This is a genomic window from Enterococcus sp. S22(2020), from assembly GCF_020295385.1.
GTDB classification, from domain to species: domain Bacteria; phylum Bacillota; class Bacilli; order Lactobacillales; family Enterococcaceae; genus Enterococcus_L; species Enterococcus_L dunnyi.
In genome coordinates this window covers 156254-172178 of the sequence record NZ_JACFUD010000001.1, presented here as the reverse complement: position 1 = coordinate 172178, position 15925 = coordinate 156254, and the positions used below count along the sequence as shown (strand labels likewise).

12 protein-coding genes and 1 pseudogene are annotated in these 15925 nt (G+C 37.2%); 9 read left to right on the top strand and 4 right to left on the bottom strand.

The genetic code is table 11. The features are described 5' to 3' along the window. The 3 genes from H3T55_RS00740 to H3T55_RS00730 are packed head-to-tail and all read left to right on the top strand — an operon-like array spanning nucleotide 1 to nucleotide 2716. The gene (locus H3T55_RS00740; RefSeq protein ID WP_225533117.1) at nucleotides 1–813 is read left to right on the top strand and encodes an ABC transporter permease; all 813 of its coding nucleotides are present in this window, start codon (nucleotides 1–3) and stop codon (nucleotides 811–813) included. After that, nucleotides 810–1646 carry an ABC transporter permease gene (locus H3T55_RS00735; protein ID WP_087639695.1) on the top strand — a complete coding sequence of 279 codons (837 nt, stop codon included), beginning with the start codon at nucleotides 810–812 and terminating at the stop codon, nucleotides 1644–1646. Before H3T55_RS00740 ends, H3T55_RS00735 begins: the two co-directional genes overlap by 4 nt. After that, entirely contained in the window at nucleotides 1643–2716 is a 1074-nt protein-coding gene (locus H3T55_RS00730; RefSeq protein ID WP_225533118.1) for an ABC transporter substrate-binding protein, read from the top strand. Before H3T55_RS00735 ends, H3T55_RS00730 begins: the two co-directional genes overlap by 4 nt. 299 nt (nucleotides 2717–3015) lie before the next feature. On the opposite strand, the gene H3T55_RS00725 is transcribed toward H3T55_RS00730, so the two are convergent. Continuing rightward, nucleotides 3016–3615: a TetR/AcrR family transcriptional regulator gene (locus tag H3T55_RS00725; protein WP_225533119.1), complete on the bottom strand. Its 600-nt coding sequence runs from the start codon at nucleotides 3613–3615 to the stop codon at nucleotides 3016–3018. Nucleotides 3616–3936: 321 nt separating this feature from the next. Here H3T55_RS00725 and H3T55_RS00720 point away from each other — a divergent pair. From H3T55_RS00720 to H3T55_RS00710, 3 genes and pseudogenes are all read left to right on the top strand, one after another. Next, nucleotides 3937–4817 (top strand): annotated as a pseudogene (locus H3T55_RS00720) (ATP-binding cassette domain-containing protein). Between the two features lie 12 nt (nucleotides 4818–4829). Beyond that, nucleotides 4830–6446: an ABC transporter permease gene (locus H3T55_RS00715; RefSeq protein ID WP_225533121.1), complete on the top strand. Its 1617-nt coding sequence runs from the start codon at nucleotides 4830–4832 to the stop codon at nucleotides 6444–6446. 283 nt (nucleotides 6447–6729) lie between these two features. Further along, nucleotides 6730–7212 (top strand): MGMT family protein, encoded by a 483-nt coding sequence (locus H3T55_RS00710; protein ID WP_225533122.1) that lies wholly within the window; start codon nucleotides 6730–6732, stop codon nucleotides 7210–7212. Between the two features lie 388 nt (nucleotides 7213–7600). Here the strand turns inward: H3T55_RS00710 and H3T55_RS00705 are convergent, their stop codons facing one another. Beyond that, nucleotides 7601–7831 (bottom strand): hypothetical protein, encoded by a 231-nt coding sequence (locus H3T55_RS00705; RefSeq protein ID WP_225533123.1) that lies wholly within the window; start codon nucleotides 7829–7831, stop codon nucleotides 7601–7603. Nucleotides 7832–8012: 181 nt separating this feature from the next. Here H3T55_RS00705 and H3T55_RS00700 point away from each other — a divergent pair, with 181 nt between their 5' ends. The 3 genes from H3T55_RS00700 (at nucleotide 8013) to H3T55_RS00690 (ending at nucleotide 12728) form a co-directional block, all read left to right on the top strand. Then, the gene (locus H3T55_RS00700) at nucleotides 8013–9767 is read left to right on the top strand and encodes a 1-deoxy-D-xylulose-5-phosphate synthase (RefSeq protein ID WP_225533124.1); all 1755 of its coding nucleotides are present in this window, start codon (nucleotides 8013–8015) and stop codon (nucleotides 9765–9767) included. Between the two features lie 379 nt (nucleotides 9768–10146). Then, nucleotides 10147–11472 carry a glucosaminidase domain-containing protein gene (locus H3T55_RS00695; protein WP_225533125.1) on the top strand — a complete coding sequence of 442 codons (1326 nt, stop codon included), beginning with the start codon at nucleotides 10147–10149 and terminating at the stop codon, nucleotides 11470–11472. Nucleotides 11473–11894: 422 nt separating this feature from the next. Then, nucleotides 11895–12728 (top strand): metallophosphoesterase family protein, encoded by an 834-nt coding sequence (locus H3T55_RS00690; protein ID WP_225533126.1) that lies wholly within the window; start codon nucleotides 11895–11897, stop codon nucleotides 12726–12728. 107 nt (nucleotides 12729–12835) lie between these two features. On the opposite strand, the gene H3T55_RS00685 is transcribed toward H3T55_RS00690, so the two are convergent. Beyond that, complete coding sequence (locus H3T55_RS00685) at nucleotides 12836–14551, bottom strand: ABC transporter permease/substrate binding protein (RefSeq protein WP_225533127.1); 1716 nt, start codon at nucleotides 14549–14551, stop codon at nucleotides 12836–12838. Then, entirely contained in the window at nucleotides 14544–15734 is a 1191-nt protein-coding gene (locus tag H3T55_RS00680; protein WP_225533128.1) for a quaternary amine ABC transporter ATP-binding protein, read from the bottom strand. The genes H3T55_RS00685 and H3T55_RS00680 overlap by 8 nt, the downstream gene beginning before the upstream one ends. Nucleotides 15735–15925: the final 191 nt, after the last annotated feature.

Here is a 15925-nt window from a genome sequence, read left to right as displayed (position 1 = left end):
ATGAAAACAATGCGTCGGATCTATTCGATTCCTTATGCGATGTGGCTGCTTTTGTTTGTGATCACGCCTGTTTTGATGATCATTTATCAATCATTTTTTGATATGAATGGACAGTTCACATTGGAAAATTACCAAACGTATTTTACATCAGGCACTTATTTAAGTATGACGTTGAATTCGGTTTGGTATGCGTTTTTGATCACCTTATTTACGTTGTTGATCAGCTATCCGACTGCCTATTTTTTGACGAAATTAAAGCATAAGCAATTATGGCTGATGCTGGTTATTTTGCCGACCTGGGTCAATCTTTTGCTAAAAGCTTATGCATTTATTGGCATTTTTAGTATTCATGGAAGTATCAACCAATTTTTGAGTTTTGCGGGTGTTGGTCCATATCAAATTTTGTTTACTGATTTTAGTTTTTTATTTGTTGCAACCTACATTGAAATTCCATTTATGATCTTGCCGATCTTCAATGCACTTGAAGAAATGAATCCTTCATTGATCAGCGCTAGCCGTGATCTAGGTGCGAGCAGTGTTCAAACCTTTCAACGGGTGATTTTTCCCTTATCTTTGAATGGAGTTAAAAGTGGGGTGCAGGCAGTATTTATTCCATCACTTTCTCTGTTCATGTTGACTCGTTTGATTGGCGGCAATCGTGTGATCACATTAGGAACGGCGATCGAAGAGCATTTTATGGTGACTCAAAACTGGGGCATGGGGTCAACGATCGGTGTGATCTTGATCGTTGCGATGTTTTTTGTGATGCTTTTGACTGGTGAGAAGAAGAAAAAAGGGCGGGTGAAAGAATGACAAAGAAAAAATTCAAATGGTCTTATCTGTATTTGATCGTTGTTTTTGCTTTATTATATGCACCGATCTTTTACTTGATTTTTTACTCGTTCAATGACACGGATACGATGAATCAGTTTACTGGCTTCACTTTGGATAATTATAAAGCGGTCTTCGAAGATACTCGTTTACTGATCATCGTACTGAATACCTTTTTACTGGCGTTTTTATCTGCTTTACTGGCAACGATCATCGGCACATTTGGTGCGATGGGAATTTATTATACACGCCGACGTAAAACGAGAACGACATTGATGAGCTTCAATAATATCTTGTTAGTTTCTCCGGACGTAATCATCGGTGCTAGTTTTTTGATTTTCTTTACAGCAGTCGGATTTATCAGTTTGGGCTTTGCTAGCGTATTATTGTCGCATATTGCCTTTAGTATCCCGATCGTTGTACTGATGGTTTTACCGAAATTACAGGAAATGAACGACTCGATGGTGGATGCTGCAAGAGACCTTGGTGCAAATAATATCCAAGTGATCAAAAATATTATTTTACCATTTTTGTCACCAGGGATCATTGCCGGCTATTTTATGGCTTTTACGTATTCACTGGATGATTTTGCGGTGACATTTTTTGTTACTGGAAATGGATTTTCAACGTTGTCAGTTGAAATCTATTCCCGTGCCAGACAAGGAATCAGCTTAGAAATCAATGCCTTGAGTGCCCTTGTCTTTATTTTCTCTATGATTCTTGTGATCGGCTATTATTTTATTAGTCAGGATAACCTGCCAAAAAGAATGCGTAAAATACGTCAGGAGCAAAGTGAGGTGGCTAAGCTCAAATGAGAAAACTACAATCTTTGTTTATTGGGATCTTAGCGATCATTTTGATTTTGTTTTTTGGTGTACATCAACTTGAAAAATCAAGCGGCATGGCTGGAGCCGATACGCTGACCATCTACAATTGGGGCGATTATATTGATCCCGATCTTATACGTACATTTGAAAAAGAGTCAGGCTACAAGGTCAACTATGAAACCTTTGATTCAAATGAAGCGATGTTCACAAAAATTCAACAAGGCGGAACGGCCTACGATATTACGATTCCTTCTGAGTATATGATTCAAAAAATGATGAAGGAAAAAATGCTGTTGCCGATCGATCATACAAAGCTTAAAGGACTTAATAATATCGATACGCGTTTTTTAGATCAAGAGTTTGATCCGCAGAATAAATACTCGATCCCGTATTTCTGGGGAACGTTAGGGATCATTTACAATGACAAGTTTATCGATGGAAGCAAAGTCAACCATTGGGATGATTTGTGGCGACCCGAGTTAAAAGATAATGTGATGCTGATCGATGGTGCTAGAGAAGTTATTGGTCTGTCACTAAATAGTCTTGGCTATTCTTTAAATAGTAGAAACAATCAAGAGCTGCGAAAAGCAACGGACAAGTTAAATAAATTGACAACGAATGTCAAAGCGATCGTCGCTGATGAAATCAAGATGTACATGATCAATGAAGAAAGTGCGGCAGCTGTGACATTTTCAGGTGAAGCAGCAGAAATGCTGGATAACAATGAACATCTGCATTATGTGATTCCTTCAGAAGGCTCGAACTTATGGTTTGATAATATCGTGATTCCTAAAACGGCTAAAAATGTCAAAGGTGCTTACGAATTCATCAACTTCATGTTACGGCCAGAAAATGCAGCGCAAAATGCAGAGTACATTGGGTACTCTACACCGAATAAAGAAGCGAAGAAGCTTTTACCTAAAGAGATTTCTGGTGATGAACAGTTCTATCCTAGCGATGAAGTGATCAAGCACTTGGAAGTGTATGAGGATTTGGGTGCGGAATATCTTGGGATTTATAATGATTTGTTTTTAGAGTTTAAGATGTATCGGAAATAGCGAGAAAACTCAGCTAAGGTAGTATTAAATCAATAGAAAAATGAGCTGTCATTGTAGCTGTTAATTTTATTATCCTATAATGAAGGAAACTAGTTGTATCATTTGATACAGCTAGTTTTTTTACGTATTGTTACAATTTACTTTTCAAAATTTAAGTAGTCAAAAAGTAGCTTGAAAATGTATTGCGCCAAGATGGCAGCTTTTTATGAAGATTTCTAGCTTATTTTTACTTTAGATGCTATTGGAAGCGAAACAAGAAGCTTTTGTTTTTTATTCGTTGGTGGTTTAGCTAGGTAAGTTTATTCTTTTCTTGGTGCGATCCCTTTAATTAGGAGCTCTGTCCACTCAGCTGTATAAGGCAGAATTCGTTCATAGATCTGAGGACTAGAGATTCCTTCCACAATTGCTTGGAAATAAAGCAAAAGAAATTCATCTGAATATTTAAGATCGACCTTTCCTTCCTTACGTCCACGGTGAAATAGGTCAAGCATGATGCTAAAGCTTTCCTGTGTATATTGCTCCATCAAAAGAGAGAATTCGCGATTACTTTTATCAGTATAATAAGCCATTAAATCAAGGTAAAATTGCTTGTTTATTTTTTCTAGGTAGTTGATTTTATTTTGACTCATCGCAATCAGTGTTTCTTCAAATGGTTTATTTTCAGCCATAATTTTGGTAGCAGATTCACCCATCTTATTTAAAAATGAACTGAAGACTTCATGAATCAAGGTTTCTTTGTTACCAAAGTATTTGAAAATAGAAGTTTTCCCCACATTGGCATATTTGGCGATATCGTCCATTGTCAAGTTTTCAATACCATTCTCCGTATTCATTAAAGTAAAGGTTGCCTCTAAAACTTGATTTTTCTTTTCCTGGGTTCGTTTTTCAAAACCATTCATAGTAGTTCCCACTTTCTACAAAAATAGATATTGATTTTCGTTTTCTAGTTCAAAATAAATCTTTCTTCTATTATATAGTAATAGTTATGAATTATCAAATTACAATTAGTTCGTAAAAAAGAACGATTTTGATTGACTATCTACTTGTAAGAGTCTATTATTGAAATCATAAATGAACTTTAGTTTAAAATAAGATAAAAAAAGGTATAATATGAACTTTTTTATTGTTTTTAGTTCGTTATTGTAACTTGATAAAAAGGCTATTTTAAACTGGAAAGCACGTTATAACCTATTTAAAATAATTGTAAGGAGTTTAGTGCTATGTCAGAGATCGTAAAAGTACAAGGTTTACAAAAAAATTCGGAAAATTTCAAGCGTTGCATGATGTATCGTTTACTATTGAAGCAGGAGAGGTCGTTGGTTTTATTGGACCTAATGGCGCTGGGAAATCTACGACGATCCGAACCTTGCTGGGAATTATTAATCGTGATGCAGGAGAAGCAAAGATTTTTAATCAAGATGTTTGGAAGGATAGTTTCGATATTCATAAAAGGATTTCCTATGTTCCAGGAGACGTTGCTTTGTGGGGGAATTTAACGGGCGGAGAAATTATTGATTTATTTATCAAGCTGCATGGTGGCGGCGACCGTCAAAAAAGAGATGAGCTGATCCAGCGTTTTGAACTGGATCCAAAGAAAAAAGCAAAAAGTTATTCAAAAGGAAATCGACAAAAAGTCGGACTGATTGCGGCTTTATCTGTTGCTTCAGATTTATATATTTTTGATGAGCCGACTTCCGGGTTGGATCCATTGATGGAGGCAGTTTTTCAAGAAGAAGTTGAAAAAATAAAGCATGCAGGGAAAGCGATTTTACTTTCATCACATATTCTTAGTGAGGTAGAACGTTTAGCTGATAAGGTGGTTATTATTCGTCAAGGTAATATCGTAGAAACTGGAACGCTTGATGAGCTGCGTCATTTGACGCGCTCAACTGTGACAATGGTCACTGCTGGAAATATCTCGGAGATGGCTGGTATAAAAGGAGTCTATGATTTTAAAGTCAAAAACAATCAAGCAACATTTTCTGCAGACAATGAATGTATCAATGATATTTTAATTGAGGCAACAAAGCTTGGCGTTCAAAAATTTGAATCAGTCCCACCAACGCTGGAAGACTTATTTATGCGTCACTACGAAGGCTGAGGAGGGAAAAAGATGACAAGAGAAAAATTTGGGCGCTGGGATGTGCTGTTTAAGCAATATATAAAACGTGACTGGAAAAAAATCATTGTTTGGATTGTTGGTCTAGGCTTGTTTTCAGCAGGCTTTGTTCCAGCTTTTGAAGAGATCAGTAAAGGTCAAGGGCTGATCGGAATGTATGAAACCATGCAAAATCCGGCAATGATCTCAATGGTCGGACCGACTCCGGTGACCGAAGCCGCTGATTATACCTTAGGTGCTATGTATGCACATGAAATGCTGCTGTTTTGCGGGTTATTTGCGATGATTATGTCAGTGTTGCATGTCGTTGGTCATACACGTAAGGAAGAAGATTTAGGCTTGACTGAGTTAGTTCGGTCATTTCAGGTCGGACGTCAGGCTAATTCTTTGGCTGTAATCGTTGAAACGATTTTGATCAATCTGCTGCTGGCTGTCTTGGTTGGTTGTGTGATTTCAAGCTTTGGCGTAGAAACACTTTCGATAAATGGCTCTTTCTTATTTGGTGCATCTGTCGGTTTAGCAGGAATTTTAGGCGCTGTGATCGCCTTAGTGATGTCGCAAATCATGGCTACATCAGCAGGAGCGACAGGTTCTTCTTTAGGGATTATTGGTTTGTTATATATTGTTCGGGCGGGAACGGATGCGTCTAACGTTGATCTTTCAATGCTGAATCCGTTAGGCTGGACGTATTTAACTTATCCCTTTACTGAAAATCATTGGTATGTACTGGGCTTTGGCGTGCTGTTTGGTGTAATCCTGCTAGGACTTTCATTTCTTCTTGAAGGTCGGCGTGATATGGGGAGCGGCTATCTTCCAGAATTTGAAGGGAAAGCTACAGCAGGCAAAACCTTATTGTCTGTTCCGGGTCTGTTTTTAAGAATCAATCGCGGTGTAATTTTGAGTTGGCTGATTGGGTTTCTTATTATGGGGGCTGCTTATGGTTCTATTTACGGAGATATGCAATCTTTTTTAAATAGTAATGAATTGATGAAGCAAATGTTTGCCCAATCAGATGTCTCAATTGAAAACTCTTTTACCGGAACAATCACGGTTGTATTAACAGGATTAGTGTCAATTTTACCGATTGCGATCATCAATAAGCTATTTGCAGAAGAAAGCCGTCAGCATCTAAGTCAATTTTATGTGACTAAGATGACTCGCGCTAAGCTTTATTGGACAAATGTTTTATTAGCTGTGATTTTTGGCGCTATTGGGATTTTACTAGCCTTAGGGGGACTCGGAAGAGCGGCAGTTGCTGCGATGGACGGAAAATCTGATCTACAGCTAAATGATTTTCTGGCAGCAGGATATAATTTTTTCCCAGCAGTCCTATTTTTCGTTGGCTGTGCTGCTTTAGCTTTAGGTTGGTTTCCTAAGCTAGGTAAGGTGATTTATGTCTATTTAGGCTATTCATTTGCATTGAATTATTTTGGCGGTATTTTAGATCTTCCAGATTGGTTTGCCAAAACGGCGATTCAAAGCTGGATTCCAAGAATGCCGATAGAATCATTCGATGGTACGATCTTTTCGATAATTACTTTAATTAGTATTGGGTTGATGTTCATTGGTTATTTTGGATACAGTAGACGTGATTTAGTAGAAGGTGCTTAAATGTATAGTTTGGCATATTAAAAAGTAATCTTATTATGGAAGACTATGACAATAAAACATACAGATTAACTATTCATGATAAACTTCGGGGGATGAAATTCTTATTTCTTTAATCTGTAACGATTTATGATGTATCGTAAGTAAAATGAATGTTTTGGTAAATAGTTTGTTTATATAGTCCTAAAAAGATGAATATGTCTGTTTTTTTCTTTCATTTTTTTAACTGTCTCATTGCGTCTCTTTTATAAGTAAGGTAAATTGAACATGAAAGGAGCGAATACAGATGGCTAATGAAGGAACAAAAGACTTTAATGCAATGTTGCAAGACAGCAAAGATATGCCCAAAATAAAGGTGATCGATGATCAAAAAAGTATCGATAAGTATGGTGGGAAAAGAATGTTTTTTGCGCCACCAATTGCTTATGATGCGGTAATGAAAACAATCCCTACTGGTAAATTGACTACCGTGGGAGAAATTCGACAGTACTTTGCAAAAGAAAATCAAGCAGATTTTACTGATCCAATCACAGCTGGAATATTTGTGTCTATTGTTGCTTGGGCGAGCGTTCAAAGAGAACAAGATCAAACCCCCTTTTGGAGAACATTAAAAGCGAATGGAGAATTGAATATCAAGTACCCTGGCGGAATAGAAGTACAGAAAAAGCGATTAGAAGCTGAGGGGCATGAAATTATTCAAAGAGGACGAACGAATATTCGTTTTTATGTTAAAGAGTATGAAAAATCATTGATAGAGTTAGGAAATTAATGATGTTGCCTTTATTGGAGTTAATGTAATGGTGAGTACCCCTTTATGATATGTAGATAAATCTTGGAAAACGATTCCCAAAGTTTTTGGGAATCGTTTTTTTGTTAGATAATAACTTATTTCTCGAACACTAAACAGGCTCACCGAAAAAAAAAGTAAATATAAATTAGTAAAACTGGCAGTAAGGCAAACGCAAGCCAAAAAAGTTGAAACTTTCTTTGCCCGCGCGATTTAGTTTCATAGGAACAATAAGTGCCAAGCAAAGGTAACAGAAAAAAGAGTATGTATTTAAAAATCAAAATCGTTCTCCTTCATTAAGTAATTAGGTCAAAATATATGCAAACAGAAAACTAATAGGGAACTTTCTGAAATTGTTTCACTAAAGATTCTAGTTAAAACTTAAAAATAGAAAAAGTAACCCAGCCAGAAGAAGCGAAAAGAAACTAATCAAATTCTTCCTATTGATGCTACTACCATAGCCTTCTGATTTAGAAATAAACAAACGCTGATCAGTAAAAAATTTTCCCATCGATCGTTTAGATGCAATGATCGAGGGCAGTGTCAATACAGGATAGGCAAGAAGAATCAAAGAAACTAAAAAAGTAATATTATTTTTCATCGAGTTATCCTCCTTTTCATCCTCATTATACATCGAATAGTTCAACAATCATATAATGAAAAAATCAATGAGAAAAACAATCTCAGGCTGATAAATCAATTATCGATGAAACACTATAAATTTTTCTTGACCTAAAGTTAACTTCAAGTAGTAAAATAAATCAAGACAAAGGAGGAGTTTTATGTTACTAGAAACAATACAACAGCCAAGTGATCTTAAAAAACTGTCTGATCAGGAACTACAGAACTTGGTGAATGAAACGCGGGAAACCTTACTACGTAAAATCAGTCATCATGGTGGTCACAATGGACCGAATCTAGGTATGGTTGAAATGACAGTCGCTTTGCATTACGTTTTTAATTCACCGATCGATCAACTCATTTTTGATGTATCTCATCAAACGTATATTCATAAAATGTTGACAGGGCGTGCAGAAGCATTTTTATCCCCAGAACACTATGAGGATGTCTCAGGCTACACGAATCCAAAAGAAAGTACACATGATCTTTTTACGATTGGACACACATCGACCTCGTTATCCTTAGCAAATGGTGTTGCGAAAGCGCGTGATTTAAAAAATGAAAAGAATAACGTAATAGCTGTTATCGGTGACGGGTCACTTTCTGGGGGACTTGCCTATGAAGGATTGAATAACATTGTCGAGCAAGGAACAAATACGATTGTGATCGTCAATGACAATGATCAATCTATTGCAGAAAATTTTGGTGGCATTTACAAAAATCTTAAAGAGTTACGTGAGACAAATGGGCAGGCAAAAAATAATTTCTTTGAAGCGCTAGGATTCGAGTATCACTATCTTGAAGAAGGTAACGAATTAACTGCACTGATCGATTTATTTGAAAGTGTGAAAGACAAAAAAATACCTGTGTTACTTCATATCCACACGATCAAAGGCAAAGGGTTCAAATTTGCAGAAGAAAACAGAGAAAAATTTCATGCCGGCGGCCCTTTTAGTCTAACGACTGGCGATTACCTTACCTCTAGTAGCCAAAAGGAGACATATAATTCCATCACAACGGATTTTTTGATGGGAAAAATGCAGGCTGATCCAAAAGTTATTGCAGTCAATGCAGGAACGCCAATGCTTCTTTTCAATAAAGAGCAACGTGAAAAAGTAGGAAAACAATTTGTTGATGTTGGCATTGCTGAAGAGCATGCAGCAACGATGACAGCAGGACTTGCTAAAAATGGAGCAAAACCAATTTGGGCTGTTTTTTCTACATTTATGCAGAGAAGTTATGATCAGATTTCCCATGATTTAGCATTGAATGATTTACCAGGTACGATTTTAGTTTATGGTGCTTCAGTACATGGAATGAATGATGAAAGTCATTTAGGGATTTTTGATATTCCGTTTTTAAGTCATATTCCAAATATCGTTTATCTGGCACCGACAACAAAAGAAGAATATTTGGCGATGCTAGATTGGTCGATTGAACAAAATGAACATCCTGTAGCCATTCGTGTGCCGGTCGGATCAGTCAAAGAAACAGGAATCAAAGATCAAACAAATTACGCTCAATATTTCAAAAATCATGTCACAAAAAAAGGCTCTCAAGTTGCGCTTTTAGGACTAGGAAACTTTTATTCTTTAGCAGAGGACATTGCCGTTGATCTTGAAACAAAGCATAACATCAATGCAACGATCATCAATCCTAAATTTATCTCAGGTCTTGATACAGTATTGCTTGATGATTTAGTAAAGAATCATAAGCTCGTCGTTACACTTGAGGATGGTGTGCTTGATGGAGGATATGGTCAAACTGTAGCTGGATACCTAGGCAATAAAAATGTAAAAGTTCAAACCTATGGCTTAGAAAAAACATTTCATGACCGTTACTCTGCATCTGAGCTGCTTAGTGAAAATGGGTTGACAAAAAATAACATCGTCAAAAATATCTTGAATAGTTTGTAAGAGAAACTCCTTCATCCCTTATACTGGATGTGGGAGTTTTTTTATTAAGAAACATAAAAAAAGGATATATTTAGTATCAATCATGAATTTTTTGAGAAATTTTATGAAACTTTGAGTCAAGTACGAGATTTTAACACTTACTTATGGTAAAATAAATTCAACTTATGGAAGCTTTAAATCGATCTTTAGAACAAAGGTAGGTGGCTATATCAAAGTATGTGGCAAGAAGCCAGCTAAAAGGCTGACTTATTGAAACTGCAAAAAATGGTACTGATTTAAGCATCAAGATATAAGAAGGCAATAACGAATAAAGTAAGAACAGATCCTACTAAAAACAGATGGTCTGAATCTTAGCAGTTTACGAGAGGAACTAAAGTGAATGAAAAGAAAAATTCTATCATTCCAGATGATTTTTGCACTGCTTAGTGTGAATTTGATTCCCGTCGCAAGTTATGCGGATGAATTGAGCCAGTCGGGACCGAGTACAATTGAGGACGGTTCAACAACTGAGTCTACTGAAAGTTCTTCTACAGAGGAAACATCCACATCAACGACAGATTCTTCAACATCTGGAAGCGAAACAAGTACGACAGAATCTAGTAATACTGAAACGACAGATTCTTCAGTGGTTCCACAGCCGCCAACAGTCAGCCCGGAACCTGAGCAGCCAGTAGAGCCTGCTCCTGTTGCGCCAGCACCACCTGAAGAAGAGGTGACAGTTGATCAAGTGCCCGTAGTAACAGACAACGGGTTGACAGTTCAGCCTAACCAAGAGATTTCTGTAGTAAAAAATGAGCCAACCGAAAACTTTATTCGTCGAATCGGTGAAAAAGCACGAGCAGTTGGACAAAAAAATAACTTATATGCTTCTGTCATGATTGCTCAAGCAATCTTAGAAACAGGGGCAGGCGGCAGCCAATTAAGTCAACAGCCTTACCATAATTTGTTTGGTATCAAAGGAGAGTATAAAGGTGAGAGCGTCGTTTTTTCTACTCAAGAAGATGACGGTTCTGGAAATCTATATACGATCGATGCCGCATTTAAACAATACCCTGGCTACAAAGAATCCTTTGAAGATTATGCAAAATTGATGAAAGAAGGCATTGATTCTAATCCAGAGATTTATTCTGGTACTTGGAAAAAGAATGCTGTAACATATCAAGAAGCAACAAAATCTTTGACAGGTGTTTATGCGACAGATACCAGCTATGATCAAAAATTGAATGCGTTCATTGAAGAGTATAATTTGACTGAGTATGATAAAGCTCAGCCTTCTCAAACCGCATCAGGAATGATTATCGCTGATACACATCCAGACAGTGATTTTGAAGATTATACTGGGGAAACTTTCTCAGGTTCTGAAGCCTATGCAGAAGGAAATTGTACTCAATATGTATACAATCGTGTTGTTCAATTAGGCGGCTCTGTAGAAACGACGATGGGCAACGGAATGGATTGGGGCGCTACTGGTAAAGCTAATGGCTACGAAGTCACAAATAAGCCTAAAGCCGGTACAGCTGTCAGCTTCCAACCTGGCGTAGCTGGAGCAGACGGAACTTATGGACATGTAGCGTTTGTTGAACATGTGTATGAAGATGGTTCAATCTTGATTTCAGAAATGAACGCTGCTGGTTTGGGAGTAGTCTCTTTCCGAGTGATCGACCAAAACACAGCTAATACACTTGCATACGTAACACCGAAATAAGTAAAAACAGTAACAGCACTCTGTGAAATGCGGAGTTGATGTTACTGTTTTTTTATATTTACTCTTTCTTAATGTTTCTATAGAAAATCAAAACAAATTGGGCACACTTTCTTCAAATCTTCTCGGTATTATTAATGCATACCCAATAACAAACCCAAACAAAACACTTTTTCATTTTTACTCCTCAAGTAAAAAAGAACTCCTTTCCGCTCGGTCACCCAGCCGAGCGGTCTTTTGTCTTTATTTAGGGAGAATGAACTTTCCAATCAAGTGGATAGAATGATTCACGTATAATTGATTTTGCGAATAAACAGTAGCTAGGATTATTTGATATTTTCAACCTGTAGTTATATAGATATAATATAAGTATACTTTGTAGCTAATTGTTGGTTATCTTGAATAAAATTTGAAGGAGGTTCGTTATGAAAAATAAGATTGCGTTGTTGGCAGATGTTCATGGAAATTCAACTGCTTTAGAATCTGTTTTGAAGGATTGTGAGCATAGAGAAGTATCTGATTACTGGATTTTAGGAGATTTATTTTTACCAGGACCTGGTGGAAAAGACATTCTAAAGAATTTAAGAGCGGTTACTCCAAGTGCCTGGATCAGAGGAAATTGGGATGATTGCTTTTTAGATGTGGTCGATAAAAAAATCGATTTCGATGATCCAACTGATGTATATGTAGGAATGCTGGCCAGCATCATTATTCCACAATTTGATCAAGCAGACATTGATTTCTTTAAGAAAATGCCAATTCAACGAATAAAGAAAATAGCTGGTTTAAATATTAGTTTAACGCACAACCTACCAGAAATAAATTATGGTGGACAGCTGCATCCTAGTTCAAACCAATCTGAGTTTGACAAATTATTTTCCATTGAAAGTGATATTGCAGTCTATGCGCACGTACATCATCAAACATTACGATATAGTTCGAATGATCAAATCATCATAAATCCAGGATCGATCGGACAACCTTTTAATGGCTGGAAACATTTTAAACATGATAGAAGAGCACACTATGCTATTTTAGAAGTAGAGGATGGTTGTCTTGTGAATGTGGATTTTAGAAGAATATCTTATGATGTTGAGAAAGAACTTAAAAGAGCGCAAGAGGCAAATCTGCCATTCTATAATCTTTATGAAGAGATGCTCTATTCAGGTAAAACGTATACACATGATGCGGTAATATTAGGAGATTTGATTGAAAAGAATAATTATAAAGAGCGTTTAACAGATTTCTTATCAAGCTGAAATAATAAAAAATTTTAACTTGTAAAGTGATGAGTAGACAAAAGCATTGAGACTATCTGATCATAAGAAAAAAGCAACTCATACGATGAGTTGCTTTTTTCTTTGGTTTATTTTTTCCATTTTGCCACTTCATCTGAGTGACTATCGATCCAATCTCGTGCTGCTTGTTCTGGATCAGTTCCATTGTTGATCGCTAACATGACAGATTCCATGTCTTCCTTTGTCCAGTGGAAATTTTTCAAGATATTATAAGCTTCAGGATTGTCTTTTTCTAATCCTTTTCTAGCCATTGTATGGATCGTTTCTTCAGTTCCCATCGTTCCTTTAGGATCTTCTAAATATTTTAAATCATATTTAGCAAACATCCAGTGAGGAGACCAGCCGGTGATGACGATCTCTTCTTTATTTTTGATCGCTTGACCTAAGGCAACAGTCATTGCGCCGGAAGAAGAGGTTTCAACAGACCAGTCTGCTAAATTGCTGTAGGCTTTCTGTGTTTTTTCAGCTGCAGAAACAACTCCTGCCCCAGGTTCGATCCCAGTGATTTTTTTGCCAGCTTGATCTGTTAAATCTTCAATCGAATCAACATCCATATAGGCTGGAACGACAAGCCCCAATTTAGCACCTTTTAGATTTTCACCTAGATCATCGACTTTAGATTGATATTGTTTGTATTGTTCCCCATGTGTGCCTGGAAGCCAAGCTGCAACCATAGCATCTGTTTCACCTTTTGATACAGATTCCCACATGATGGCATTGTCTAATGGCGTCAATGAAACATTATATCCAGCATCTTTCAATACTTCACCTATCACGTGAGTGGAGGCAACTTCTGTATCCCATTCTACGTAAGACAATGAGATTTTTTTATCTTCATTCTTTGCTGAAGTAAATAGAGAAGGAACTGCAATAGCGCCAATGATCAACACAACGATAGCGATGATACCGCCGATTTTCTGCTTCTTAGAAACAGTCGATTTAGCTGGTGCTGTTTTTTTCTTGTTTAGATTTTGAGTAAAGCGATCGATAATGATTGCTAAGATAACTAAAGCAACACCATTGACAAAACCATTTCCGACTTGCGCTCTTTGCAAGGCAGATAGAACACCACGACCTAAGCCAGGCGCGCCGATCATCGAAGCGATAACGACCATTGAAAGTGCCAGCATGGTTGTTTGGTTGACACCAGCCATAATGGTGCTTTTAGCTAATGGTAATTCTAGCTTAAATAGTTTCTGCCAGCCTGTACTACCAAATGAATCGGAAGCTTCAACTAATTCTTTCGGCACTTGGCGAATACCAAGGTTCGTAAAACGAACAGTTGGCGGTAAAGCAAAAATGACAGAAGCAAATACACCAGGGACCATTCCAATACCAAAGAAAGCAACTGCTGGTATCAAATAGACAAATCCAGGCATCGTTTGCATGAAATCGAGGATAGGAGTGATCACACTTTGAGCTTTATTACTTTTAGCCATTAAGATCCCTAATGGAACCCCAATAATGATCGATACTACACTAGAAAGTAAAACTAACGTCACTGTGCTCATCAAATCGTTCCAAAGGTTTTGGTTATAGATAAATAATAGACCAACCAAAGTGAAAAGACTTAGACCGATTTTCTTATTTGAAATAAGAAAGGCAACCACCGTTAATAATACAATGAACAATAGTGGCGGGATTGCAACAAGTAGAGAAGTGATCGTATCCATCAGACTTTGACCTGTAGATTGGAAGAAACTGAATAGTCCAGAAAATGTATTTGTCATCCATTCTGTGATCGTCTCTACCCAGTCAGCTACTGGTAATTGATAATTATTCATTGATGCTCACCTCAGTTTCTGCTAATGCTTCAAGAACACTTCCGCGAATAACTACACCCAATAGCTTATTATTATCTGTTACTGCAACAGGAGTAGGGGAGTCATAGATGATAGGTAGGATATCGTTGACTAGCATATCTTTATCGATCGTTGTGATCTCAGTGTCAACAAAATCTGTTAATGGAAGTCCAGCTTTTCTTGCTTCTGACGCACGTTCAGCCCGGACCACTCCTTTTAACTGACGTTTTTTGTCGACTGCCATCAGCATACTAACTTCTTCTTGGCGCATACGAGTCAGAGCAACCGTAGGGCCGTCGATCTCGATATTGGTCGTAAGTGCCGGCACCATGATATTTTGTGCGGTCAAGACTTTTGAACGATCGACATCTTCAACGAACGTACGAACATAATCATTAGCGGGATTGGTCAAGATTTCTTCTCCAGTACCGATTTGCATGATCTGTCCATCTTTCATCAAGGCAATCCGATCACCGATACGTAACGCCTCATTTAAATCATGAGTAATAAAAATAATCGTTTTCTTCACATTTTCTTGTAAATCAACTAATTCATCCTGCATTTCACGGCGAATCAAAGGGTCTAGCGCTGAAAATGCTTCATCCATCAATAGGATTTCAGGATCATTTGCTAATGCTCGGGCTAAACCGACCCGTTGCTGCATCCCACCGGATAATTGATTGGGATATTGATCTTTAAATGCTAATAAACTAGAATTTTCCAACGCTTGTTCAGCTTTAGCTGTTCGTTCTTCTTTAGGAACGCCACGAACTTCTAAACCGTATTCTGTATTTTCTAAAATTGTTCGGTGAGGGAAGAGACCAAAATTTTGGAACACCATACTCATTTTATTTCTACGGACTTCCCGTAATCCTTCTTTATCCAGTTTGGCGATTTCTTGATCGTCGATAAAGATATTTCCTGATGTTGGTTCAATCAAGCGATTCAATAAACGAATCAACGTAGACTTCCCACTTCCTGAAAGTCCCATGATCACGAAAATTTCTCCTTCTTCGACTTCAAAATTAACATCATACACACCGACAGTGGCGCCTGTTTTTTTCAAAATCTCCGTTTTTGACTTGTTTTCTCGGATCATATCCAATGCTTGCTTGGATTTTTTACCAAATATTTTTGTTAAATGTGACACTTTTACCTTGGGCAAAACAAAATTCCTCCTTAAAATTAAAAGCGGAACAAGCCGTTTAGCGTTGACAGAAAAATAGGAAAAATGAAATGAGGTGTTTTTTGCCACAATTTATTTTTATCTTTTTTCCGAAAAGCTGGCTTGTACAGCTGGATAGCAATAAAAGCGGAACAGGCTCATTTAGTTCTGACAGAAAAATAGGAAAAATG